The 23,543-nt window shown below is 62.3% G+C and carries 19 protein-coding genes and 1 pseudogene; 18 read left to right on the forward strand and 2 right to left on the reverse strand.

Going from position 1 to position 23,543, the window contains the following annotated elements:
- Nucleotides 1-50 precede the first annotated feature (50 nt).
- The 4 genes from OIU37_RS28210 to OIU37_RS28225 are packed head-to-tail and all read left to right on the forward strand — an operon-like array spanning nt 51 to nt 5,086.
- A complete protein-coding gene (locus OIU37_RS28210; protein WP_264259332.1) occupies nt 51-1,301 on the forward strand; it encodes a sarcosine oxidase subunit beta family protein in 1,251 nt (416 codons plus the stop codon).
- 11 nt (nt 1,302-1,312) lie between these two features.
- The gene (locus OIU37_RS28215) at nt 1,313-1,594 is read left to right on the forward strand and encodes a sarcosine oxidase subunit delta (protein ID WP_264259333.1); all 282 of its coding nucleotides are present in this window, start codon (nt 1,313-1,315) and stop codon (nt 1,592-1,594) included.
- On the forward strand, nt 1,591-4,548 hold the full coding sequence (locus OIU37_RS28220) for a sarcosine oxidase subunit alpha family protein (RefSeq protein WP_264259334.1): 2,958 nt from the start codon (nt 1,591-1,593) through the stop codon (nt 4,546-4,548). The genes OIU37_RS28215 and OIU37_RS28220 overlap by 4 nt, the downstream gene beginning before the upstream one ends.
- The gene (locus OIU37_RS28225) at nt 4,541-5,086 is read left to right on the forward strand and encodes a sarcosine oxidase subunit gamma (RefSeq protein WP_264259335.1); all 546 of its coding nucleotides are present in this window, start codon (nt 4,541-4,543) and stop codon (nt 5,084-5,086) included. Before OIU37_RS28220 ends, OIU37_RS28225 begins: the two co-directional genes overlap by 8 nt.
- Nucleotides 5,087-5,310: 224 nt before the next feature.
- Here the strand turns inward: OIU37_RS28225 and rtcR are convergent, their stop codons facing one another.
- Nucleotides 5,311-6,918: an RNA repair transcriptional activator RtcR gene (gene rtcR, locus OIU37_RS28230; RefSeq protein WP_264259336.1), complete on the reverse strand. Its 1,608-nt coding sequence runs from the start codon at nt 6,916-6,918 to the stop codon at nt 5,311-5,313.
- 210 nt (nt 6,919-7,128) lie between these two features.
- Between rtcR and OIU37_RS28235 the strand changes: the two genes are divergently transcribed.
- The gene (locus OIU37_RS28235; RefSeq protein ID WP_171604900.1) at nt 7,129-8,685 is read left to right on the forward strand and encodes an RNA-binding protein; all 1,557 of its coding nucleotides are present in this window, start codon (nt 7,129-7,131) and stop codon (nt 8,683-8,685) included.
- A 694-nt stretch (nt 8,686-9,379) separates the two neighbouring features.
- The gene (locus tag OIU37_RS28240) at nt 9,380-10,786 is read left to right on the forward strand and encodes an RtcB family protein (RefSeq protein ID WP_264259337.1); all 1,407 of its coding nucleotides are present in this window, start codon (nt 9,380-9,382) and stop codon (nt 10,784-10,786) included.
- Between the two features lie 83 nt (nt 10,787-10,869).
- Here the strand turns inward: OIU37_RS28240 and OIU37_RS28245 are convergent.
- Nucleotides 10,870-12,262: pseudogene (locus tag OIU37_RS28245) on the reverse strand (CpaF family protein).
- Nucleotides 12,263-12,655: 393 nt separating this feature from the next.
- On the opposite strand from OIU37_RS28245, the gene OIU37_RS28250 reads away from it, so the two are divergent.
- The 12 genes from OIU37_RS28250 (at nt 12,656) to OIU37_RS28305 (ending at nt 23,474) form a co-directional block, all read left to right on the forward strand.
- The gene (locus OIU37_RS28250) at nt 12,656-12,859 is read left to right on the forward strand and encodes a hypothetical protein (protein WP_003548168.1); all 204 of its coding nucleotides are present in this window, start codon (nt 12,656-12,658) and stop codon (nt 12,857-12,859) included.
- Nucleotides 12,860-12,872: 13 nt separating this feature from the next.
- Nucleotides 12,873-13,436, forward strand: coding sequence for a prepilin peptidase (locus OIU37_RS28255; protein ID WP_180696798.1), 564 nt, complete (start codon nt 12,873-12,875; stop codon nt 13,434-13,436).
- 5 nt (nt 13,437-13,441) lie between these two features.
- On the forward strand, nt 13,442-14,242 hold the full coding sequence (locus OIU37_RS28260) for a TadE/TadG family type IV pilus assembly protein (RefSeq protein WP_180696799.1): 801 nt from the start codon (nt 13,442-13,444) through the stop codon (nt 14,240-14,242).
- Complete coding sequence (locus OIU37_RS28265) at nt 14,239-15,876, forward strand: TadE/TadG family type IV pilus assembly protein (protein ID WP_180696800.1); 1,638 nt, start codon at nt 14,239-14,241, stop codon at nt 15,874-15,876. The genes OIU37_RS28260 and OIU37_RS28265 overlap by 4 nt, the downstream gene beginning before the upstream one ends.
- Entirely contained in the window at nt 15,848-16,525 is a 678-nt protein-coding gene (locus tag OIU37_RS28270) for a TadE/TadG family type IV pilus assembly protein (protein WP_171604904.1), read from the forward strand. Before OIU37_RS28265 ends, OIU37_RS28270 begins: the two co-directional genes overlap by 29 nt.
- A 1-nt stretch (nt 16,526) precedes the next feature.
- Nucleotides 16,527-17,465, forward strand: coding sequence for a hypothetical protein (locus OIU37_RS28275; RefSeq protein ID WP_264259338.1), 939 nt, complete (start codon nt 16,527-16,529; stop codon nt 17,463-17,465).
- Complete coding sequence (locus OIU37_RS28280; RefSeq protein ID WP_180696803.1) at nt 17,462-18,418, forward strand: Flp pilus assembly protein CpaB; 957 nt, start codon at nt 17,462-17,464, stop codon at nt 18,416-18,418. The genes OIU37_RS28275 and OIU37_RS28280 overlap by 4 nt, the downstream gene beginning before the upstream one ends.
- A gap of 20 nt (nt 18,419-18,438) precedes the next feature.
- On the forward strand, nt 18,439-20,337 hold the full coding sequence (locus OIU37_RS28285) for a CpaF family protein (RefSeq protein ID WP_264259339.1): 1,899 nt from the start codon (nt 18,439-18,441) through the stop codon (nt 20,335-20,337).
- 10 nt (nt 20,338-20,347) lie between these two features.
- Entirely contained in the window at nt 20,348-21,211 is an 864-nt protein-coding gene (locus OIU37_RS28290) for a type II secretion system F family protein (protein WP_264259340.1), read from the forward strand.
- Nucleotides 21,208-22,113 carry a type II secretion system F family protein gene (locus OIU37_RS28295; protein WP_180696806.1) on the forward strand — a complete coding sequence of 302 codons (906 nt, stop codon included), beginning with the start codon at nt 21,208-21,210 and terminating at the stop codon, nt 22,111-22,113. The genes OIU37_RS28290 and OIU37_RS28295 overlap by 4 nt, the downstream gene beginning before the upstream one ends.
- Before the next feature lie 2 nt (nt 22,114-22,115).
- On the forward strand, nt 22,116-22,991 hold the full coding sequence (locus OIU37_RS28300) for an FHA domain-containing protein (RefSeq protein ID WP_180696807.1): 876 nt from the start codon (nt 22,116-22,118) through the stop codon (nt 22,989-22,991).
- 225 nt (nt 22,992-23,216) lie between these two features.
- Complete coding sequence (locus OIU37_RS28305) at nt 23,217-23,474, forward strand: CrpP-related protein (protein ID WP_171604910.1); 258 nt, start codon at nt 23,217-23,219, stop codon at nt 23,472-23,474.
- The last annotated feature ends 69 nt before the right edge of the window (nt 23,475-23,543 follow it).

The raw sequence follows: 23,543 nt of genomic DNA on the forward strand, positions 1-23,543 counted from the left end.
TCTGCCCGCTTCTTTCTGGCATCATGCAGCTGTTCATTTCGGATTGACCCATGCGCTATTCCGCTCTTTCGATTTTCCTGAACGGCCTTCGCGGCAACAAAAGCTGGGCGCCCGCCTGGCGCGATCCGGCGCCAAAGCCGCATTACGACGTCATCATCGTCGGTGGCGGCGGCCATGGTCTTGCCACCGCCTATTATCTTGCCAAGGAATTCGGCGTCACCAATATCGCCGTCCTCGAAAAGGGCTATCTCGGCTCCGGCAATATCGGCAGGAACACGACGATCATCCGCTCGAACTACCTGTTGCCGGGTAATAATCCCTTCTACGAGCTGTCGATGAAGCTCTGGGAGGGGCTGGAGCAGGACTTCAACTTCAACGCCATGGTCTCGCAGCGCGGCGTGCTCAACCTCTTCCATTCCGACGCGCAGCGTGACGCCTATACGCGCCGCGGCAACGCCATGCGGCTGCACGGGGTGGATGCCGAGCTTCTCGACCGCGAGGCGGTGCGCAGGAAATTGCCCTTCCTCGATTTCGACAATGCCCGTTTCCCCGTGATGGGCGGCCTGTTCCACCCGCGCGGCGGCACGGTGCGCCACGATGCAGTCGCCTGGGGTTATGCGCGCGGCGCCGATCAACGCGGCGTCGACATCATAACCCAGTGTGAGGTGACCGGCATCCGCAGCGAAAACGGTCAGGTGACCGGCGTCGAGACCAGCAAGGGCTTCATCGGCTGCGGCAAGCTGGCGCTTGCGGCAGCCGGCAACTCCACCGTCGTTGCCGATATGGCCGGGCTGCGGCTGCCGATCGAAAGCCATGTGCTGCAAGCCTTCGTCTCCGAAGGGCTGAAGCCGTTTATCGACACGGTCGTCACCTTCGGCGCCGGGCATTTCTACGTGTCCCAGTCGGACAAGGGCGGCCTCGTTTTCGGCGGCGATATCGACGGCTATAATTCCTATGCCCAGCGCGGCAATCTTGCTTCGGTCGAGCATGTCGCCGAAGCCGGGCTGGCGATGATCCCCTCCTTGTCGCGGGTGCGGTATCTGCGATCCTGGGGTGGCGTCATGGATATGAGCATGGACGGCTCGCCGATCATCGACCGCACCCATATCGACAATCTCTATCTCAACACCGGCTGGTGTTACGGCGGCTTCAAGGCCACGCCCGCCTCCGGCTTCTGCTACGCCCATCTGATTGCCCGCAATGCGCCGCATCAGACCGCCCGCGCGTTCCGGCTCGACCGCTTCGCACGCGGCTACCCGATCGACGAAAAGGGCGTCGGCGCCCAGCCCAATCTGCACTGAGGACATTTAAGATGGCAAGCCTGATTTCCTGTCCTCATTGCGGCGCCCGACCCAAGGAGGAATTTTCGATCCGCGGCGATGCCGGCCTTGTCAGGCCGGCGCCGGATGCCGGTGCGGAGGCTTGGTTCGATTACGTCTATCTGCGTGACAATCCGAGGGGCCGGCACAGCGAATACTGGCACCACTCCTCCGGATGCCGCCGCTGGCTGATCGTCGAACGCGATACCGTCACCCATGCGCTCCACGGCGTCAGGGATGCCGCTCTTTCCAAGCTCGGCGGAGAACCGGCATGACGAGCTTCCGTCTTTCCTCCGGCGGCCGCATCGATCGTGCCACGACGCTCGGCTTTACTTTCGACGGCAGGCCACTCGAAGGCCATCCGGGCGACACACTCGCCTCGGCGCTGCTTGCCAACGGCGTCCAGCTCGTCGGCCGCAGCTTCAAATATCACCGCCCGCGGGGCATCCTGACGGCGGGGGCTGCCGAACCGAACGCGCTGGTGACGACAGGCAGCGGCGGGCGCACCGAGCCGAATACGCGCGCCACGATGATCGAGCTCTACCAGGGGCTGACGGCAAAGAGCCAGAACCGCTGGCCTTCGCTCGGCTTCGATGTCGGCGCGGTCAACGGGCTGCTGTCGCCCTTCCTCAGCGCCGGCTTCTACTACAAGACCTTCATGTGGCCGGCGGCCCTCTGGGAAAAGCTCTACGAGCCGGTGATCCGCAAGGCGGCGGGCCTCGGCAGAGCCTCCTACGAAACCGATCCCGATTCCTACGAGAAATGCTGGGCGCATTGTGATCTGCTGGTGATCGGCGCCGGCCCTGCCGGCCTTGCCGCAGCGCTGACCGCCGGTCTCGCCGGCGCGCGCGTCATCCTCGCCGACGAGGGAGCCGAACTCGGCGGCAGCCTGCTTTCCGAGGCCGGCACTGTCGACGGCAAGCCGGCGAACGCTGTTCTCAACGACCTGCTTGCCGAGCTGGAGGGCCTTCCGAACGTGCGCCGCCTGCCGCGCATGACGGTGTTCGGCTGGTACGACGACAATGTCTTCGGCGCCGTCGAACGCGTGCAGAAGCATGTGGCGATGCCCGATCCCGATCGTCCTGTCGAAAGATTGTGGCGCATTGTCGCCCGCCAGGCGATCCTTGCGACGGGCGCCGAAGAGCGGCCGCTTGTCTTCGGCGGCAACGATATTCCCGGTGTGATGGTGGCAGGCGCGATGCGCAGCTATCTCAACCGGCAGGCGGTCGCGCCCGGCAGAAGCACGGTGGTCTTCACCACCAACGACGCCGGATATCGCACCGCTGCCGACCTTGAAGCCGCCGGCCTCGCGGTCGCGGCGATCGTCGACAGCCGCGGGGATGCGGCCGAGAGCTGGCAGGGCCGCGCCGAAGTGCTGAAGGGCGCCAGGGTCATCGATGCGTTTGGCGGCAAGCGCCTGCGCGGCGTCAGCGTCGAAACCAAAGGCGGCCTTCGCCGGATCGAAGCGGATGCGCTTGCCATGTCGGGCGGCTGGAGCCCGATCATCCACCTTGCCTGCCATCGTGGTGCGAAACCGCAATGGTCGGACGAGGCCTCGGCGTTTCTGGCGCCTGTCCAGCAGGAGGGCCTTGCCGTTGCCGGCTCGGCTGCCGGCATGGCGCAAACCGCGACCTGCCTCGGTGATGGCGCCGCAAAGGCAGCGGCCGCGTTGAAGACGATCGGCTTCGCGGCTGCGGAACCGGCCTTTACTGTGGCTTCGGAGGCAGCCGCGCAGGCAAAGCCGCTCTGGTCGATCACGGGCTCGAAGGGCAAGGCTTTCGTCGATTATCAGAACGACGTGCATCTCAAGGATCTGGGCCTCGCCGTCCGCGAAGGCTACGGCCATGTCGAGCTCGCCAAGCGCTACACCACAAGCGGCATGGCAACCGACCAGGGTAAGCTTTCCAACATCAACGCCATCGGCATCCTTGCCGAGGCACGCGGCGTGTCGCCCGCCGAGGTGGGAACGACGACCTTCCGGCCCTTCTATACGCCGGTTTCCTTCGGCGCCTTGACCGGGACATCGCGCGGCAAACATTTCCAGCCGGCGCGCAAATCGCCGCTGCATGGCTGGGCTGAGAAGAACGGCGCGGTCTTCGTCGAAACCGGCCTCTGGTACCGTTCCTCCTGGTTTCCGCGCGCCGGTGAGGCGACGTGGCGCGAAAGCGTCGATCGCGAGGTGCTGAACATCCGGAAGAATGCCGGCCTCTGCGACGTCTCGACCCTCGGCAAGATCGAGATTTTCGGGAAGGATGCTGCGACCTTCCTCGATCGCATCTATTGCAACGGCTTCGCCAAGCTCGCCGTCGGCAAGGCGCGTTACGGCATCATGCTGCGTGAGGACGGCTTCATCTATGATGACGGCACCACCAGCCGGTTCGGTGACGAGCATTTCTTCATGACGACGACGACGGCGCTCGCCGCCGGCGTGCTGACCCATCTCGAATTCTGCGCCCAGACGCTCTGGCCGGAACTCGATGTCTGCTTCGCCTCCTCGACCGATCAATGGGCGCAGATGGCCGTTGCCGGGCCGAAGTCGCGCGCCATCCTCTCCGAGATCGTCGACGAGGATCCGTCGGATGCGGCCTTCCCCTTCATGAGCGCCCGCAAGGTCTCCCTCTTCGGTGGCCGCCTCGAAGGCCGGCTCTTCCGGATTTCCTTCTCCGGCGAACTCGCCTACGAGCTGGCAGTACCGGCCGGCTATGGCGAAGGTGTTGCCGATGCGGTCATGGCGGCGGGCGAGAAACATGGCATCTGCGCCTATGGCGCCGAAGCGCTCGGCGTCATGCGCATCGAAAAGGGCCATGTCACCCATGCCGAAATCAACGGCACGGTGACGCCCGGCGATCTCGGTTTCGGCCGCATGGTTTCATCAACCAAGCCGGATTTCATCGGCAAGGCAATGCTGGCGCGCGAAGGGCTGCAGGATCCCGAGCGGCCGCGCCTCGTCGGCGTCAAGCCGCTCAATCCGGCGACCGGCTTCCGCACCGGCTCGCATATTCTTGCCGATGGCGTTGCGGCGACGCTCGAAAACGATCAGGGTTACGTGACATCAAGCGCCTTTTCGCCGGGGCTCGGCCATACGATCGGCCTGGCGCTCGTCAAGCGCGGGCCGGAGCGCATCGGTGAAAAGGTGACGGTCTGGAACGGCCTGCGCAACGAATTCACCGATGCGGTGCTCTGCCATCCCGTCTTTATCGATCCCGAAAACGAGAACCTCCATGCCTGAACTTCCGCACCACAGACCGGTTCTGGCCGGCATGGCATATCACGGCATCTCAGGGCCGGGCCTCCGGCTGGAAGCCTTGCCGGAGGGCCATCTCCTGCATGTGCTCGGCGCCATCGAGCCATCCGCGCTCGCCGCGGAATTGGTGAAAGCAGGCTTTGCGAAAAGTTCGATCCGTAAGGCGGGTTTCCGGCAATGGTTCGTCGCCGGTGACGAGCCGCTTATGCCCGCCAGCCTCGATGCTCTCGTGGCAGCACTAGCGGGAAAGGCCTTCGTCATGGACCAGAGCCACGGGCGCGTCCGCATCGGCGTTTCCGGTCGTTCTTCGCGCGCACTTCTGTCACGAGGCACAGCCGTCGATCTCGATCCTTCCGTCTTTCCGGAAGGCCATTCGGCCATGACGATGGTCGGTCATCTCTCCGTGCAGATCGTCCGCACCGGCGATGACAGCTTCGAGCTTACGGTCCTACGCAGCTTTGCCGAAAGCCTCTGGGACGATCTCGCGCATATGGCGGCCAGCGCCGAAAAGGATAGTGCATAAAGGCCATCCGTGCGCTTTGACGGGATGACGAACTGCGCTCCGCTTTGCGCAATCCTGGCGCACGGATGATCAGCAACATAGCCTTTGTCGGCAAGCGCACCACCGGCTCGAAACTGTCGATGAGGTCGTGGACAAAGGCGATGTCCTTCACCGTCCCGGTAACCGCCAAATGGTTTGTCTCATAGCGAAAGAGATGATTGGCGTTCACGCCCAGCACATAGCCCTTATCCTGCTTTCCTAATGTCTTCGAATCTGAGACTGAAACGCGCGAGATATTTACTCAGGCGATCGGCATCGTTGCTGCTCTTTTTCTCCAATCGCGAGATCGCAAACAAGGCCCTGCCCGCCGCGCTTGCCGTGGCATGTTGACGGCAGGTATGCAGAACAGTGGCAAGCTGTGCTGCGTCAAAGCGATCGAGGCTGGCAGCAGTCTCTGCACCCAGCACTTCTTCAAGGATCATATCTACCTTGCCGTCGTCACTCGAGGCGCGCCAAAACGCATTCAGCCGTCGGACTTCATCATCAACGACGTCAGGCGTGATGCGCCCATGCGGTGCGAGGGTCGCCATGCGGGTCACGGAAGCCGACAGGTCGCGGAAATTGGCGCTCCAGACGGCCTGCGGGCCAGTTGCGAAAGTAAGATAGCGTTCGCGTGCTTCCTTGTTGAACGTAACATTTTCGCCTTCTCGTTCTAGATAGCGCCTGAGCTCGAAGTCGAGGTTGGGCTCTATGTCCTCCTTGCGCTCGCGCAGGGCCGGCAGCTGGAACGTCCAGAGGTTCAGGCGGGCATAGAGATCTTCGCGGAACCTTCCCTTTCGGACATCTTCGCCGAGATCGCGATTGGTTCCGGCAAGCAGCTGAAAATCCGCGGACACTTCGCGATCAGCGCCCACGGGCAGGAACTTCTTTTCCTCGATCGCGCGCAGGCACATGGCCTGTTCGTCAAGGCCGAGCTCGCCAATCTCGTCGAGGAACAGCACGCCCTTGTCGGCGGATTTGAGCAAGCCGGCACGCTCGCCGGCAGCGCCGGTAAACGCTCCTTTCACATGGCCGAACAGGGTGGACATGGCCTGGTCACCGCGCAGGGTCGCGCAGTTGACCTCGATGAACGGACCACTGACCTTGCGCTGGCTCTTCTTCAACTCGTAGATCCTGCGGGCGAGTTGCGACTTGCCGGCACCGGTTGGCCCGGTCAGGAGAACAGGCGCGGTCGAGCGGATCACCACCCTCTCGATCTCGTCGATCATTCTGTTGAAGGTGGCGCTGCGGGTCGAAATCCCCGATTTCAGGAAAGAGGCGGCGTCTTCCCGCTCGGAAGCGAAGCGCTTGGCGATCTCGTCATAGCGGGAAAGGTCGAGGTCGATGATCCGGTGCGTGCCGGCGAAATCCTGCTCAGGTTCCCGGTCGCGCGGCGGCGAGAGCTGCAACAGCTGGCCGGGAATGATGCGGGCTTCGGTCAGCAGGAACCAGCAGATCTGGGCGACATGGGTGCCGGTGGTGATGTTGACGAGATAGTCTTCCGTTTCGGGGTCGAAGTTGTAGTTGCGGGCAAAGTCCCTGAGGCTCGTATAGACCTCCGAAAAATCCCAGGGGTCCCGGAAGTTGATTATGTTGCTCCGCACCTCCGTTGCCGGTGCCACGGTTTCGATGTCGGCAACGATGCGGTGACAGAGAGCTTGCGAGTGGTTGTCGTGGATCAGCTCCAGCCGGTCGATGAACTGGCCCGGTTGCTGGCAGAGCGCGACATTGGGCCGCCAGCGGCTCCAGCGATTTTCCCATTTCCCTGCATCCAGGGTGGTTCCCAATATGCTGATGGCGACGCGGCGCTTCATGTCTTATCCAAAATTATAAGAGACTATAATCCACGATAATATATTCGGGATAGCGATTTTCACAATTCATGATTGCGTGTAAAGGCGTCGAAAAATTTTATATTTAAAAACATATGGATAAAAGAAAAACACACGCAGGATGTGTGCTTTTCTCCAAACTGGCACGCGTCTTGAAATGTATCTGGCAAGAACCAACCAAGAGGCGCTGTCATGGTCAGCAAGGCAATCTTCAAAACCTACCTCGGGAAGCTGCTTCCGGGAACGGATACAAAAAATCATGAAGCGGCCCCAGCCTACCAGCTGACGCCGCGCGAGGCGCTGGCGCAATATGCTGTTACCGGCACCTTCAACGGCACCTTCTATGCGGATGGGGCTGAGCAGCTCGAAGCGGTAAAGACGCTTGCCCTTCAGGTCGAGCCGGAGTTTCTCGCCAGAGTGGCGGTCTACGCGGCTGAAAAGGGCCACATGAAGGATATGCCGGTGACATTGCTCGCCATGCTCTCCAGCCTTCAGAGCGATGCCTTCGCCCGTGCGTTCCCGCGGGTGGTGAAGAGCGGCAAGATGCTGCGCGGCTTCGTGCAGGTCATGCGCTCCGGCGCCACGGGTCGCAAGTCGCTCGGCACACGCCCGAAGAAGGTGGTGCAGGCGTGGCTCGAACGGGCCGGCACCGAGCAGATCCTGCGTGCGATGGTCGGAAACGATCCTTCGCTCGCCGACGTCATCCGCATGGTGCATCCGAAGCCGGCGACAGAGGAGCGCAAGGCGCTTTATGCCTGGGCGATCGGCAAGCCGCACGACTACGCGGCCCTGCCGGAACTCGTCAAGGCATTGGAAGCGTTCCGACGTGACCAGACCGGCCCGGTGCCGGACGTCCCGTTCCAGATGCTGACCTCGTTGCCGCTGACACGGGAGCATTGGGTCGAGATCGCCCGCAAGGGCGGCTGGCAGATGGTGCGGCAGAACCTTAACACCTTTGCACGCAACGGCGTGTTCGAGGTCGAGGGTTTTGCCGAGGCGCTGGCGGCGCGGCTTGCCGATCCGGAGGAAATCCGCAAGGCAAAGGTCTTCCCCTATCAGTTGATGATGGCGTGGAAGATGGTCGATGGCCAGGTTCCGGATGTCGTGCGGGATGCGCTTCAGGACGCGATGGATATCGCCATCGCCAATGTGCCGTCCCTGATGGGCAATGTGGTGCTCTGCCCCGACGTGTCAGGTTCCATGGGCTCGCCCGTGACCGGCTACCGGAAGGGCGCGACGTCCTCGGTTCGCTGCATCGATGTCGCCGGTCTGATGACCGCGGCGTTCCTGCAGCGCAACCCGAAGGCGCGGGTGCTGCCGTTCGAGAATGACGTGGTGCACGTCAGCCTCAACAAGCGGGATTCGGTGATGACCAATGCCGACAAGCTGGCGAAAATCGGCGGCGGCGGAACCAACTGCTCCGCACCGCTGAAGAGGCTGGCAAACGAGAAGGCCAAGGTCGATCTCGTGGTGTTCATCTCGGACAACGAGTCCTGGGTGGATGCAGGCAGGCACGGCCAGCCGACGGCTATGATGACGGAATGGGCCAGGATCAAACGGGTCAACCCGGCTGCAAAGCTTGTCTGCCTCGATATCCAGCCCCATGCCACGACACAGGCGCCGACGCGGGAAGATGTGCTCAACATCGGCGGCTTCTCGGATGCCGTCTATGGGGTGATCACGGCGTTCGCGGCCAACAGCGATGGAGCGGATGGCTGGGTGAAAGCCATCGAGGCGATCGAGCTCTGACGGGCTCACAGGACGCAATACCCTCGCGCTGCCGTGAACGGCGCGAGGGGGCCGTGACGAATGCCGGATGAAACTACAGATCGTTAATCTCCAGGTCGCGGGTTCGAATCCCGTCGGGTCCTCCAGTTCATGGACCCGTAGCTCAGCGGATAGAGCAGGCTGTTTCACCACACCTCGTCGTCACGGACGAATGGAATGACATGGAATGCCAAATGCAGCGGCGAATGCCGGACGGAACTACAGCCGCCAACGTTGGATGGTCTGGCAGGTTCGACTCCTCCTGGGCATACGCTCTCTGGCACGAGCGGGGCCATCCGGTTTCGTCCACCCTCGTCGCCGCTGCATGGCGTGCACTATCCCTGCTCCACAGGGACGGAATAACTCGGCGAATGCCGGCAGGACTACAGGTAGAGCGGCCCATCGGATTTCCGGCGGGCAGGTCGGGTGTTCAAATCATCCCGCGCTTCCGAAAGGAGCACGTAGCTCAGCAAATTGTCCTGCCACATCTCGTCGCCGGGATGATGAAGAAAGCCCTGGGCGAATGCCGCCGGTGACTACAGGGGCTGCATCGCGCCATGATCATGGAATGCGTGCGGCGAGATAGATCTCCGGCAACGCTCGTCGCCCAGGTGGTGTGAAGAGAAGCAACGGAACAAGAAGGACTGCAGACGCAGGAAAGACGATGATAGCGGTAATGAGCGGACAGGATTTGATCGATGCCGGCATGAGCCAGGGGAAGTGGTTTCGCCCGGCTCTCGACGCGGCCAACGCGGTTTTGAGCAAGGGTGGCTCGGTGACAGATGCGCTGGAGGCGGCAAAAGCGTTCCAGCCCGGGCCGACGCTTGCCTTGAGGGCCGACAACGATATCGAGATCTATTCCAACATCCGTGCCGAGAACGCCTTCGAGCAGGACAATGTCGAGAAGGTCAACGCGACGATGCGGGCGCTGGTGCGCACACCCGTCGTCCGTTCCGCGGCGATCATGCCGGACGCTTGCCCGGCGGGTCCGGTCGGAACGATCCCGGTCGGCGGCGTAGTTGCGTCCGAAGCAATCCATCCCGGCATGCATTCGGCCGATATCTGCTGTTCCATGGCGATTTCGATCTTTCCTGGCGTGGATCCGAAGTCGCTTCTGGATGCCGTGCATGCCGTGACGCATTTCGGTCCCGGCGGCCGGCCGCGCGACGCGCAGCTGAAGCCTTCCGAGGCGACGCTTTCGGCCTTCGAGCAGAATCCTTATCTGCGCGACGGCGTGCTGAGCGCTGGCATCGAGCATTTCGCGACCCAGGGCGACGGCAATCATTTCGCCTATGTCGGGACGATGAAGTCGACCGGCGAAACCGCGCTTGTGACCCATCATGGATCGCGAGCACCGGGGGCGCGGCTCTATGACAAGGGCATGAAGGTCGCCAACCGGTTTCGGGAACGCATCTCGCCTGAGACGCATAGGGAAAATGCCTGGATTCCGGCGGATACCGAGGAAGGTGACTTCTACTGGTCGGCGCTGCAGACGATCCGCCAGTGGACGAAGGAAAACCACTATGTCCTCCACGACATGGCGGCGCAAAAACTCTCGGCTAAGGTCGCGGACCGCTTCTGGAACGAGCATAATTTCGTCTTCCGGAAGTCGGACGGGCTGTTCTACCACGGAAAGGGTGCGACCCCTGCCTTCGACAACTGGGCGCAGGACGCGACCGATCTGACCATCATTCCGCTCAATATGGCGGAACCGATCCTGATCGTTCGTGGCTCGAACGCTGCCCATGGCCTCGGCTTCTCGCCGCATGGCGCTGGCCGCAACTTTTCGCGCAGCGCGCATATGAGGCAGCTGTCTGCGGAGTATGGGGCGGATTCGCGAGGTCTGAGCCCGAACAACATCGCGGCTATTCTGGAGAAGGAAACAAACGGCCTCGACGCGCGGTTCTTCTCTGGTTTCGCCGATGTGTCGGAACTGCCGAGTGCCTACAAGAGCGCTAAGAACGTGCGGGCGCAGATCGAGCACTACGGTCTCGCCGAAGTGGTCGACGAGGTGATCCCCTATGGGAGCATCATGGCCGGCGACTGGCAGAAGAATGCGCCCTGGCGCAACAAACGCCGGTAAACATCGGGGAAGGCAACTAAGCTTGCCTTCCCTCGAATGCACCATGCCGGGCAGACGTTCCCAAGTAGCGTCCGCCCATAGGTTCAAGCCGTTTGCTGCAGCACGGCGGCGCCTACCCACTCGGGGCGCTCCGCGCCTTGCAGCTCTTCTACTGCATCGGCGGCAAAGCTCGGTACGACACCGGTCCACAGCAATGCGCCATCGGGATTGGAATGGCCGTCGCCCTCGAGCTTGTAGATGCTTTCGACGATATACTGGCCGTCATTGTTCAGGCCCTTGATCTCGGAAATCTCGATCACCCGGCGCCGGCCGGTGCGCTTGAAGCGGGCGATCTGCACGACGACGTCGACTGCCGAGGCTATCTGGGCGCGCAGTGGCCGAAGCGGCATGTCGATATCAGACATCAGCGCCAGCGTTTCCAGTCGGTGCAGGGAGTCATAGGGCGTGTTCGCATGCACCGTCGAAAGGCTGCCGCTGTGACCTGAGGTCATCGCCTGGATCATATCGAGTGCCTCGCCGCCGCGGCACTCGCCGACGATGATGCGGTCGGGCCGCATGCGCAGCGACGAGCGGAACAGGTCGCGGATGCTGGCGCCGCCGCGGCCGAAACGGTCGGGCTTCGTCACTTCGAGATAGACCACGTGTTCCTTGCGGATCTGCAGTTCCGACGTGTCCTCGATGACGATGACGCGCTCGTGGTCGGCGAAGGCTTCCGACAGCGCGTTCAGCATCGTCGTCTTGCCGGTGCCGGTGCCGCCGGAGATGATGACGTTCTTCTGCAGCCCGACAGCCGCCTGCAGCAGCGACAGCGACTCCTCGGTCAGGCTGCCCTGGGTGACGAGGTCGCGGATGCTGCGATGTTCTTTCAGGAAACGGCGGATGGAGATGCAGAGCCCGGTGCGGGCGGCCGGCGGCTGGATCATCTGCACGCGCGAACCATCCGGCAGACGGGCCTCGATGCTCGGCTCCTCCGGCGTCAGCCGCTTGCCAGAGAACTGCGCGATGCTGCGCGCGGCCGATTCCAGATCCTCACGGCTGGCGAACCGCGTATCGGCGCGTTCGAGCTTGCCTCGCCTTTCGACGAAGATGTCGGATGTGCCGTTGATCAGGATTTCGGACACGCTCGGATCGTCGAGGAGAAAACGGATCGGTCCGAGCAGTTTGTCCAGCGCCCGGGTCAGGACCTGGAAGGTTGCCTGTTCGGCAGCGTCGTCGGAAACGGCTTTCATCAGAGCGGCATCCCGACCAGGACCGTGCTCATGCCGAACAGCGTCGCCATCATCTGAACCGCGGTCGGAAAGAACATCATCAATGGAATGAGGACCAATCCAAGTATTAAGATGCTGCTCATCGTTTCCATCGTTCTCTCTCCGGATCGACTGGCGGGCGATACCCCGCCATTTGACGAAAGCTTAATCCAGATCGCCAAACAACACCATGGCCGGCCCCCGCGGAGGCAGTTATTATGGGCGCCACTCGCCGTTTCTTCTATCGCTTTGAAAGAATTGGCCAATTATGGAGCAGTAGACAAAGCCTCGCGAGGCCGTCAAAAACTTCATATCTGCAGGTAAAACTGCAACCAGTTCAAAAGCTTAGTTAAAATAATTGGGCGTCAACTGCGATTTTGCAGCGGATGCCTCCAAGACAATTGGAACCCTTCGTTTCGTTTGCTTGACGGAGGGCTGGCCTTGGGCGCACTCTTGGGTCTTAATGGTGTTGCTCAACAAACGTTGGCCGCCGGGGAAGAAAAGCTGAAGCAGAAAATATCATTGGATCGAGCAACATGCTCGTTCGGATCGATAGCGCATGCTTGGTTTATCTTCACCACGGCTTCGAACCGAAACAAACCTGGGAATGAGGAGTAATCAGATGTTTGGAAAACTCAAGACTCTCGCAATTGCACTTCACAAGGACGAACGCGGCGACATGGCCCAGATCGTCTTGGCCGTCGCCCTGATCGTCATTCCGCTGATGCTGATCCTGCTCGCATTCGGCAAACAGATCGGCGAATGGTTCAACGAAAAGAACACGGCGCTCTCGGATGCCGAGAGAATTCCTGAGCCGGGTCAATAAGCGGGTCGGGATCATGGATACGACCTATGATCTGACCCTGATGCCTGCGGCGGCGGCTCTTGCCGTCGCCTGCACCATGACCGCGGCGGTGCTCGACCATCGCCACGGTCATATCCCGAACGCCGTCACTTATCCCTGCCTGCTTGGCGGGTTCATGTTGGCGGCAGTCAGCGGCGGTCTAGCAGGGATAGGGCTTGCCTTCGCAGGCCTCCTTGCAGCCGGCCTGATCTTCATCATCGCCTTCGCAGCCGGAAGCTGCGGCGGCGGCGACGTCAAGCTGATGGCGGCGCTCGGCGCCATTCTTGGCCTCTGGCCCGCCATCGACGTCACACTTGCATCGCTGATGGCCGGCGGCGTGATCGCCGTTTTCTCCATGGCGCGGCGCGTTCAGTGGAGCGTGCTGGCCCGAACGGTCGGACTGTTTGCGCTTCTCCTGCCTGCCGGTTTCCGCGATGCCACTTCGGTGCTGAAGCCGCGCGAAACCCATCATACCGTCCGCTTCGGCGTTGCCGCAGCTCTCGGACTTCTCTGGTGCCTTTTCATGCCCGATTTCACCCCTCTTTCACTCGTGAGGTAACGGCAATGCGCGCGGAACTCGAACGCCCCATCTTCGACGGTGCCTTCTGGAGTTCGATCCTGCACTCGCGGACCTTCTGGGTCCCTCAGGATCACGGCGCGCTTCTCGGTACCTTTGCGATCGCCATGATGCTTTTTGCCTCGATGCTGCTGCTGCCGCGGCTTTCCGCCCGCCGGCGCCGTATATCGGAGCTTCACGGCGATATCTCCGGCAGCACGACGATGATGGATTTCGTGCTCGTGACACCGGTCTTCGTCTTCTTCATGTTCGTGGTCTTCCAGTTCACGATCCTGGCCAAGAACCACCTCTTCACCCATTATGCCGCCTATGCGGCGGCCCGCAGCGCCCGCGTCTATTTCTGCCCGGCTTTTCCGATCACCCTCCGCAGCTTAATCGACGTCAAGACCTGCGATGACGATGCCGCCGCCGGCAAGGCCGATCTTGCCGCCCGCCTGGCACTGATCCCGGCTGCCCCTTACGACCAGCTGAGATGCGTTGGCGCCTGCCAGCCGCCGGAAGATGCGCTGAAAAGCCTTGCCGATGCCTCGGGCCTTTCGAAGAACTGGCGGGCGATGCGCAACCAGGCCCGCTACATGTTCGACCCGCAGAACGTCACGGTCACCGTCGACCGCGCGCCGATGGCGCTTTATGCCGCCGCCATCAAACGCTCGCCGCACGTGCCGGTTACCGCCAAGGTGGAAGCGCGTTTCCTGCTGCTCGAATATGCCGGTTGGGTCTTTGCCCGCGGCCAGAGGAAGGACGGCCGCTACTACACGATCTCGACGGCGGAGGTGAACCTGCTATGACACCGACCCTTATCAAGCGTCTGCACCGCGACGAACGCGGCTTCCTGTCGCCGATCATTCTCTACATGACGATCGCGCTCGCCCTGATGATCGTCTGGATCCTGAATACGGGACAGATGATCTACGACAAGCAGCGCACGCAGGACACGGCGGATGCCGCAGCACTCGTCCATGCCGATTGGGAAGCCCGCTATCTCAACATCATGGCGATGAACAACGTCGCCTCCTCGCAGGCAACCGTCGTCATGGCGACCTCGGTTGCCTTCCAGCTGACGACCGCGGAACTGGCCCTGCGCTCGGGCGCCATTCTGGCGAAACTCGCCGAATATTCTTTCACGGATGGCTTCGGACCGGCGTCGCTCCTGCCGCCAATGCCGCCGATGCCCCACTGCCCGGGCTGGCAGAAGGTCCCGATCGTCGGCGGCATCATCTACGGCGCTTGCCTGGCGTTCCAGGGGGTCCGGGCGATAGGAGCCACCAAGGCGATTGCATATACGGTAAAAGTACAGATCGATTATGATCCCTGGGGCCTCATCGTGAAGTCCAGCGACATCATCGACGCCATGAACGACCTCAACGACTATCTGGTCGAGAGCTTTCCTCAGCGCGTCGGCAACGAAGCCCTGCATCTGGTGCGCCTGAACAAGTCGGACCACGTCGTCTTCCATCCGCCGTGCGAATCCTGCGGCCAGGCTGGAGAAGGCGCTGGCGGTAACTTGCCGGTCGATCGTGACGGCATCAATCCCGCCTCGGCCTATGCTGAAATGTGCCTCGCCATGACCTATGGCACTCAGGGGCAGGATCCGTTTCTCATGCGCGGCGAGTTTGCCAATCGCGGCTTCCCCAACGGCAAGGGTCCGTTGACCGCAGGCGGCGTCGACGGCAGCCATATCCGCGACTGGGTCAATCACGAGAGCGGCATCGACGATGCTTTAGTGGATTTCTACATCTTTTATGAAGCCTTCGGCCCGGCCTATCTGAGCAAGGTCCCGTTCAAGGCGATCATCGAGCAATTTGGCGATCTCAGCTGGTGGCAGGAACTACTGCTCGATGGCAGCTTCTTTGTCGCGGAGGAATTCTTCGGCATCGAATTCGGCATCGTGAACCCCTTTCAGCTGCCGATCGACGTGCCGCCGCGCTATTCCGACAAGCAGACAAAGGATGAAAACGATTTCACCCGCAAGTTCGACACGATCTGGAATGGGGTCTGCAGCCCGGCGGGCGCTGCAATTTCGATGGCAGGCGCACTGCCCGTCATCTCCTTCCCGAAGCCTTACTGGCTGAAGGGACGCACACCTTTCAACTTCACGCCCTTTGGCGGCGAGCAACTCGACGATTACCAGACGCTGGCGATCGTTTCGCGCGCCCCGCGCGCCCGGCTCCAGATCCGCATCTTCAAGGACAAGACACCGTCCGCCTATGCCTTGGCACAGAGCTGGGTCCACAATTACACGGCCTTCGACCTCTACACGCAGGACTGGCTCGCATCGCTTGCGCCCGCCACGCTTGCCGACGATATCGGCGAGGTTTCGAACACCATCAAGCAGAGCCCGGCGGCCGACAGTTTTACCGGCTTGACGCGCGTCTTCGATCAGGGAGGAGCCAATGCCTGGGCTGCCGTCAACACACACTGAGCCTATGAGCGGTCCTCCCGGCCGCGGGCTGCTGATGCGGCTGCACCGCGACAAGCGCGGCCTGGCATCGATCGAATTCGTGCTCGCTGCGCCTGTTATCCTGCTGATCGTGATTTTCGTCATCCATGCGAACAAGATTTCCACCAAGAAGGTCGGAACCATGGTGGCGATGCGCAACGCCGCCTTCGCAGAGGCGAATGGGCTGGACTGCACGTCGGATTTCTCGAACGCCTTCCCGATCCCGGCTTTGCCGGCACTGCCCGGACGCGACGCCATGAACTGCTCGCGCACGCCATCGCATGAAGGCGGCGGCGACCCTCAGCGCACCTTTGTCTGGGACGACGTACAGAATACCTTAAAGAACGGCCGCGATTTCGGCGATATGGTCGGCGACCTCGCCAATGAAAAGCCGCAGCTCGTCACCGCGACGGCCGACCGGGTCTACAAGTTCAGGGATTCCGACGATCTCGATACGATCAGGAGCCTCCGCTGGAAGGACGCGTTCACGGTCGACGACTCGACGCTGTTTGCCTCACACAACAACGATACCACGAGCCGCGGCTACGATCCGACGCTGCGCCGGGAAATCCGCGATGTGGCCGACGATTCCGGCGATCTGTTCGACGGCGTCTTTCCGGGAGCGAAATAAGATGAGACAGGGCTCGCGCATCTCCTTTTGCCTCGTCGGCCATCTCGCCGGTCATCTCACTGGTTTGCTGCTCGTCGTCGGGCTCGCCGCCGCCATGGCCACACCGGGCCGCGCCGAAATCTACAAGGATTTCAAAGTGACGCTGAATTCGGTGCTGGCCGGCATCCTCGGTGCGCCGGAGCGGGCGCCGCGCGATCTCGTCATCAACGGTCAACCGCTTGAATTCACGCCCTACCAGAGCGATCGCAGCATTTCCGATATCACCGACGAGTGGCTGCGGGTACTGGCCGTCAATACCCGCCCTGCCCTGCCGAAAAGCAACGACAAGGAAGAACTGACCGCCGTCATTGCCGCCAACATGCTGATCGTCCCGAAGACGAGCCGCATCCGCGACGATCTCGCCGTGGTGGTACGGTTCTTCGACGGCGACGGCGAGGCGGCCCTCGACTATCTCCGTCGGCAGGATCCTAAGAATCCTTCGGCAAGAGCGCCGATCCCAGGCGTCTCGATCATGATCCGCCGTCCCGCCGATGCGCCGAGGACCGAGGTACTGATGAGCCGCTTCGAGGATGTTGCCTCGACGCTGCCGGCCTTCGCGGCTCCGGCCGATATCAGCAAGCTGCCGATGTCGCTGCGTCCGCCGGCCGGTGTCGAGGTGCTCAGCGATATCGGCGATCGCGACAAGGGCCACACGTCGCGCACGGTCGTGTCGAAAGGCACGCTGTCGGCCGTGCGCTGGTCCGATCAGCGCGCCGATCTGCTTGCCCGCGACGGCTTCACCATCGAGACGCCGCCGGCGCAGCGCGGCGGAGTCACTGCCCTTTATGGCCGGCGCGGCAGCGTCGAGGCCAATGTTCTTTACACCCGCAGCAAGACTGACGGCCGGACCGTCGAGGTCATTCAAATCAGGCAACCCTTCGTAGGGGGAATAACACCATGAACTGGAAGCTCATTGCGGCTGTCATCGTCGGGCTGATCACCGGCGTTCTGCTCTACTTCTGGACCGAGAGCGTCAAGAACGAGCAGACGGCCTATGCCTTCATGCGGCTCCAGCCCGACAGGAAGGTCACGCGAGGACAGGCGATTACGCCCGACATGCTTGCCGAGCCGGTGATGCTGCCGGAAAGCTTCGGGGCGCTCGCCAAACTCGCGGTGCCTGCCGCCAGCGCCTATCAGGAATGGCTGAAGGACAGGACGGCCGCCGCCGATATTCCGGCCGGCTCCGTGTTGCTCTTCCAGTATTTCGACGATACCGACGGCGGACGCCTGACGACGATGATCGCGCCCGGCAAGCGGGCGCTGACCCTTCCGGTCAATGCGGCCGCGGCCGTCGGCCATTTCGTCGAACCAGGCAGCTATGTCGATATCATCGGCACGGTCGACGAACCGGTCGAGCCTGTGGCGCCGGCCGCCGCGACCCAGCCGGGGGCGCCTGGCCAGCCCGCTGCCGTGCCAGGTCAGCCTGCCGTCCCGGGCCAGGCACCGGCCGTGGCCGGACAGCCGCAGGCTCCAGCCCAGCCGCAGTCGCCGGTCGAGCAGATGCTGAAGAACTATCTCACCCAGTATCCAGGCGCCGACGAGAACGATGTCAACGCTTACCGCAAACAGGCGCAGGATTATAAACTCGGCATCAGCTCGCGCACCCGCGTCGTCACCCGCACCTTCCTGCAGAATGTCAAAGTGCTGGCCGTCGGCGCGGCGACGACGGCGGAGGGCGCGGTCACCAAGGCCAACAGCACCTACAACAATGTGACCGTCGAAGTGACGCCGTCGGAAGCTGAAATGTTGATTTTTGCCATGGGCCAGTCGAACGGCAGCCTGAACCTCGTGCTGCGCAATCCGGCCGACAATACTGTCGAGGACCTGCCGAGCATCAACTGGACGCGCATGTGACCGCCGCGGGGGAATGAGCCATGCTGTTGAAGATTTCCTATGAGGACGGCAGCGGTCGGGAGGTAATCCCGCTCTCGGCGAACGAGACCTATTTCGTCGGCGAAAGCAGCACGCTGACGCTGCCCGCCGGCGCGGGCGTCGTGCGGCTGCGCGGCAGCCATGTCTCTTCGCCGCAATTCGTGCTGCGCAAGTCCGGCCAGGGCTGGTCGGTGCAGCATCACGGCCGCAACCCAACTCGGGTCGACGATCAGCCGCTTCGGGCCGGCATGCCGGTTGCGGTATCGGCCGGCATGTCGATCTGGGTGCCGAACGTCACGATCGAACTCGTCGAGCCGGCCGCGGCCGCCGAAGTGGTCACGCAATTTCCCGATCAGGAACGTGTGCTCGCTCTGCAGATGGAAATTCACGAACGGCTGCTGAAGGACACGCAATATGACCGGCTGGTGAAATCCGCGGATTTCGGCCGCGAGGAGACGCGCGGCCGCATCCGCGAACGCCTCGACATGTTCATCAAGGAGGCGCTCGACAGTGCGCCGCAGGATCTCGTCATCCTCGTCATCAAGAACGCCGTCTATCGCTGGCTGGCAAAACGCATCGCCCGCACGGGGCGGCGGGATGGTTCGTCGAATGCCGCAAGCCTCTCGCGCGAGGAGCAGGACAATCGCCGTCTCTTCGACGTCGGCAAGGCGCTGATTTCGGCTCTGCAGCTCAAGCTGAACTTCGAATCCACCCGCTCGGACTTCGCCCAGCTCGACACCCGGTTCAGCGCCGCCTTCCAGTCCCGGCAGGCTCTTTTCAACGCCGGCGACCGTTACGAGATCGCCCATATGCACCTGCGCTCCAGCATCGAGGAGCTGATGTACCGCTGGGGGACGATCTCCGAACTGATGGATCTCGACGTCATCTCGGAAATCATGGTGACGCGTTACGACGAGATCTACGTCGAAAAATTCGGCCTGTTGGAACGCTATCCCTTCGCCTTCGCCAATGAGCGGCAGTTGATGAAGGTGATCGAGCGCATCGCCGTCGATTCCAACCGCTCGATCAACGAGAGCGAGGCGATGGCCGACTTCCGCATGCCGGACGGCTCACGTGTCAACGCCGTCATTCCGCCGCTGGCGGTCAAGGGCGCCTGCCTCACCATCCGCAAGTTCGGCGGCAAGTCGCGGCTCGATATCAGCAAGCTGGTGACCGCCGGTGCGCTCAGCGAGCCGATGCGCGCCTTCCTCGAGGCGGCCGTCCGCTCGCGCAAGAACATCGTCGTATCCGGCGGCACCGGCTCCGGCAAGACGACACTCTTGAACAGCCTGTCGCAATTCATTCCGGTTGGCGAGCGTGTCGTTGCCGTCGAGGACACGTCCGAACTGCAGCTCGACGGTATCCATGTCGTCTATCTGCAATCGCGGCCGAAGACGGCGGAGTCGGAAACCAGCGTCACCATCCGCGACCTGGTGCGCAACGCGCTGCGCATGCGACCTGACCGCATCATCGTCGGCGAGTGCCGCGGCGCCGAGGCGATCGACATGCTGCAGGCGATGAACACCGGCCATGCCGGCTCGATGACGACGGCGCATGCCAACACGCCGCAGGACATGATGACCCGCCTGGAAGTGATGGTGCTGCAGGGCCAGAGCTCGCTGCCTGTCATGGCGATCCGCCAGCAGATCGTTGCCGCCGTCGAACTCGTCGTGCAGCTGAACCGCCTGGCGAACGGCCGGCGCGCGGTGACGGAGATTTCGGAGGTGATCGGCATCGATCCGGATACCGGCCTCATCATCGTCGAACCGATCTTCAATCTCGTCGGCCGCGCCGGCGGCCAGGCCGTGCATGCCTTCACCGGCTACCTGCCGAGCTTCGTCGCCGAGCTCGTCGAGTTCAATGACGACGGCGAGATCGAAAAACTGGACATGTTCGTCTGAGGGAAAAGCGATGAATATCAGCATTCTGCAGATTTTTACGGTCGCCCTCGGCGCAATAACGGCGGGACTGCTCGTCTGGGGCGCGCCGGTGCGCTGGCCGGCGCCGCTGCTGCGTGCCACCGAACGTGACATCGCGCTCGCCAGCGAGGCGGCGCAGGTCTTCGGGCGCGATGCCGTTCCGCCCTATACGATGATCCTCGCCTATGCCATCACGGCGATCGTCGTCTTCGTGGTGATCTCGCTGATCTTCGGGCCGATCTTCGGCTTTGTCATCGCAATCCCGGTCGCCTTCTTCCTGCCCAAGGGCGTGATCCGTTATTTTCTGCAGCGCCGCTGGCTGCAGATCGAATCGCAGCTTCCCTATGCCGTCGACCAGATCGTCTCGGCGGTGCGCACCGGCAAGCCGCTCGCCATCGCCGTCAATGCGGTCGCCGATACCGGCCAGATGCCGGCCTCGCGCGAGTTCGAGCGCATCGCCCGTGAACAGAAGCTCGGCATCGGCCTGGTCGAAGCGCTCGACCGCCACGGCCGCAACGTGCCGAGCCTGCACTTCAAGATGGTCGATGCGGCACTCGGTCTCTTTGCTCGCCAGGGCGGCGACATTTCCGAGCCGCTGACGGAAATGTCGAAATCCTTCAAGGAAATCTGGAAGCTCGATCAGAAGATCACCACCTCGTCGTCGCAGGCGCGCATGAACTTCCGCGTCGTCAACGGCGGCGCACTGTTCATGATCCTGATGATCTTCTTCGGCCAGCCCGAGTTGATCGACAAGGTCTTCGGCAACGCCATCGGCATCGTCATCGCGATCGTCGGCGCCATTCTCTATGCCACCGGTTTTTTCTGGATGCGCTCGATGATGAAGGTGTCGGTATGATGTCTCAGATACCTCTGGCCCCGATCGCCGTCGTCTTTGCCGGCATTACCGCTGCGCTGTTCGTCTGGTGGATCGGCGATCTGCTCGGCAGCATTCAGGTGGTGCGCCGGTCCGCGGGCGGCGATGGTCCACCGCCGAATATCGTCGACAGCATCGGCATGCGCACGCCTGTCGAATTCGTGCTGACGCATTTCGAGCCGCTTCTGGCCGATTATGGCGCGCAGCTCGAGCAGAAGCTGATCTATGCCGGCCGGCCCTTCGGCGGCGTCACGGGACGGGAATATATCGCGCTTCTCGTCGTTCTGAGCCTCTTCGGTTTCGTCTTGCTCGGCCTGCTGTTCGGCATCGCCAGCGGCAGCGTGATCGGCGGGCTTGTGGCCGGGCTGATCCTCGGCCTGATCCCCGCGATCTATTTCTGGGTCGTCGCCGACGACAAGGCGCAGGACCGCAAGGAGCGCATTTCGCGCGAATTTCCCTATTTCCTCGATCTCGTCGTGATGACGCAGCAGGCGCAGGCGACGCTGCCGGAAAGCCTGAGGCTTTATGCCGAGGCGGCACCCGGCACTGTCATGAGCGAGGAGATCGAACAGACGCTGAAGGACGTGGCGCTCGGCACCGGCATGATCGAGGCGCTGCAGCGCCTGGAGCGCCGCATGACCGCCGAAGAGGTCATCCGCGTCATCCGCGCCGTGATCCAGGGCGAAGTCGAGGGCAGCAACCGCGTCGAGCTGTTGCGCGAACATGCGCGCGACCTGCGCTTCCGCCGCTGGGAAAAGGCCGACAGGGCCAGTGAAAAGCTGAAGGCCAAGATCGTCATGCCGGCGATGATGATCGTCGTATCGATCCTACTTCTGGTGCTGGCGCCTGCAATTGTCGAGATGATGTCGAGTGGGATGTTCTGATCATGGTCTTTTCCTTCTTTCGCGGAAACAAGCCTAGCCTTCTGCAGACCGGTCCCGGCGGCCAGAGCCGCAGCCATGTGCTCGACAAGCCGGAAATGTCGATCGGCCGGGCTGCTAATGCCGATATCGTCGTCGACGATCCATTCCTGGCGCCGATCCATGCACGCATCGAGCGCCAAAGCGACGGCGGCTTCATCATCCGCCGCATGGGGCTGAACCCGATCATGCTGCGCGGCGAAGCCCTGTTGCAGACGGCCTCGCTGAAAGCCGGCGACAGCTTCCGTCTCGGCAAGGACGTCGAATTCCAGTTCGTCGTCAAGGCCGCCGCCAAGGAAGCGCCGAAGAAGGAGGCCTCCAAGACAAGTGACGACAAGCCGAAAAAGTCGCTCCTCAAGCAGCCGGCCTTCCTCGCCGGCATGGGGGTCGCCTATCTCGCCATCGTCGGCATCATCGGCTACGTGATCCTCTCCGATAGCGGCAGCGCCGACGGTGGCCCGACGGCCGAGCGCATCAATGCGGAAGCCTCCCGCATCCCGACATGCATCAAGAACGCCCGGCGCATGCGCCAGGTTTCGGAAGCAAGTTTCAACGGCGCCGTCGGCGGCCGCGTCGGCAGGGATGGCGACGCAACCTATGCCGCCCTTTCGCTCGCGTCCGAACCGTCTGAGGACACCGCGCTGGCCAAGGCCGCCGAACCGATCGTCGAGGCCTACAAACGCACGGCGCTTGCAGCCCTCGCCTCGGAAAACCGCGGCAACAATACGCTGGCGCAGACCCTCTACCAACAGACCTACGATCTCGTTCCCGACGTCAACTGCTCGGCCGCGCGCTTCGCGCTGCAGCGGCGGGCTGCGGTGAAGCCGGTGGCGCGCCGCTGATCGCGGAGCTTTGATCAAATAGGACACTGTGAAGGTACGTCTTGGATGAAATCCTGAAAGAGGACATATGAGGGCTGTAGGGGCCAAAGCAGGCACGCTCGGGCTGCGGGATAGCCATCGAAGGTGCTCTCCACTCGCAACTGTCCCAAATTAACCCATAATTTAGCATTCGCTTGCATGCGCGGACCGCGATGCTACCGTCGACGACATCGGGGGGGATCGCGTATGACAATTGAAGAGCTGATCGATTTACAGGAAGCAGGCTCAAGGGCGCGGGTGCTCGGACTGAAGGCTCACGAGAATCCATACCTTGCGGCCCATAGGATGCCGACTGGTGACAGCGCTGCTCTGGGAGATTGGCTTGCGCGTCACGACGCGTGGAAGTTCGGTTGGGAAGCCGAGAACGCTAGCCGCGAAGGTAGAATTGTTACTCACTTCAAGGAGCTGATCTCGACTGCCAAACGAGATACGCTCGATGCGTGACGTTGTTGATTTTGGTTGCGACGCCTGAGTTCAATGACAAGCGTCTTGTCCGGGCGCTGGTGAAACAAT

The sequence above is a fragment of the Rhizobium sp. BT-226 genome (assembly GCF_025847085.2).
Classification (GTDB): Bacteria; Pseudomonadota; Alphaproteobacteria; order Rhizobiales; family Rhizobiaceae; genus Rhizobium; species Rhizobium sophorae.

What these genes read in the sequence shown, in the direction of transcription:
- OIU37_RS28295 (WP_180696806.1), top strand. Translation starts at nt 21,208, where the DNA reads ATGATGTCTCAGATACCTCTGGCCCCGATCGCCGTCGTCTTTGCCGGC.
- OIU37_RS28260 (WP_180696799.1), top strand. Translation starts at nt 13,442, where the DNA reads ATGCGCGCGGAACTCGAACGCCCCATCTTCGACGGTGCCTTCTGGAGT.
- OIU37_RS28225 (WP_264259335.1), top strand. Translation starts at nt 4,541, where the DNA reads ATGCCTGAACTTCCGCACCACAGACCGGTTCTGGCCGGCATGGCATAT.
- OIU37_RS28270 (WP_171604904.1), top strand. Translation starts at nt 15,848, where the DNA reads ATGCCTGGGCTGCCGTCAACACACACTGAGCCTATGAGCGGTCCTCCC.
- OIU37_RS28305 (WP_171604910.1), top strand. Translation starts at nt 23,217, where the DNA reads ATGACAATTGAAGAGCTGATCGATTTACAGGAAGCAGGCTCAAGGGCG.
- OIU37_RS28280 (WP_180696803.1), top strand. Translation starts at nt 17,462, where the DNA reads ATGAACTGGAAGCTCATTGCGGCTGTCATCGTCGGGCTGATCACCGGC.
- OIU37_RS28285 (WP_264259339.1), top strand. Translation starts at nt 18,439, where the DNA reads ATGCTGTTGAAGATTTCCTATGAGGACGGCAGCGGTCGGGAGGTAATC.
- OIU37_RS28240 (WP_264259337.1), top strand. Translation starts at nt 9,380, where the DNA reads ATGAGCGGACAGGATTTGATCGATGCCGGCATGAGCCAGGGGAAGTGG.
- OIU37_RS28300 (WP_180696807.1), top strand. Translation starts at nt 22,116, where the DNA reads ATGGTCTTTTCCTTCTTTCGCGGAAACAAGCCTAGCCTTCTGCAGACC.
- OIU37_RS28220 (WP_264259334.1), top strand. Translation starts at nt 1,591, where the DNA reads ATGACGAGCTTCCGTCTTTCCTCCGGCGGCCGCATCGATCGTGCCACG.
- OIU37_RS28215 (WP_264259333.1), top strand. Translation starts at nt 1,313, where the DNA reads ATGGCAAGCCTGATTTCCTGTCCTCATTGCGGCGCCCGACCCAAGGAG.
- OIU37_RS28250 (WP_003548168.1), top strand. Translation starts at nt 12,656, where the DNA reads ATGTTTGGAAAACTCAAGACTCTCGCAATTGCACTTCACAAGGACGAA.
- OIU37_RS28210 (WP_264259332.1), top strand. Translation starts at nt 51, where the DNA reads ATGCGCTATTCCGCTCTTTCGATTTTCCTGAACGGCCTTCGCGGCAAC.
- OIU37_RS28235 (WP_171604900.1), top strand. Translation starts at nt 7,129, where the DNA reads ATGGTCAGCAAGGCAATCTTCAAAACCTACCTCGGGAAGCTGCTTCCG.
- OIU37_RS28255 (WP_180696798.1), top strand. Translation starts at nt 12,873, where the DNA reads ATGGATACGACCTATGATCTGACCCTGATGCCTGCGGCGGCGGCTCTT.
- OIU37_RS28265 (WP_180696800.1), top strand. Translation starts at nt 14,239, where the DNA reads ATGACACCGACCCTTATCAAGCGTCTGCACCGCGACGAACGCGGCTTC.
- rtcR (WP_264259336.1), bottom strand. Translation starts at nt 6,918, where the DNA reads ATGAAGCGCCGCGTCGCCATCAGCATATTGGGAACCACCCTGGATGCA.
- OIU37_RS28275 (WP_264259338.1), top strand. Translation starts at nt 16,527, where the DNA reads ATGAGACAGGGCTCGCGCATCTCCTTTTGCCTCGTCGGCCATCTCGCC.
- OIU37_RS28290 (WP_264259340.1), top strand. Translation starts at nt 20,348, where the DNA reads ATGAATATCAGCATTCTGCAGATTTTTACGGTCGCCCTCGGCGCAATA.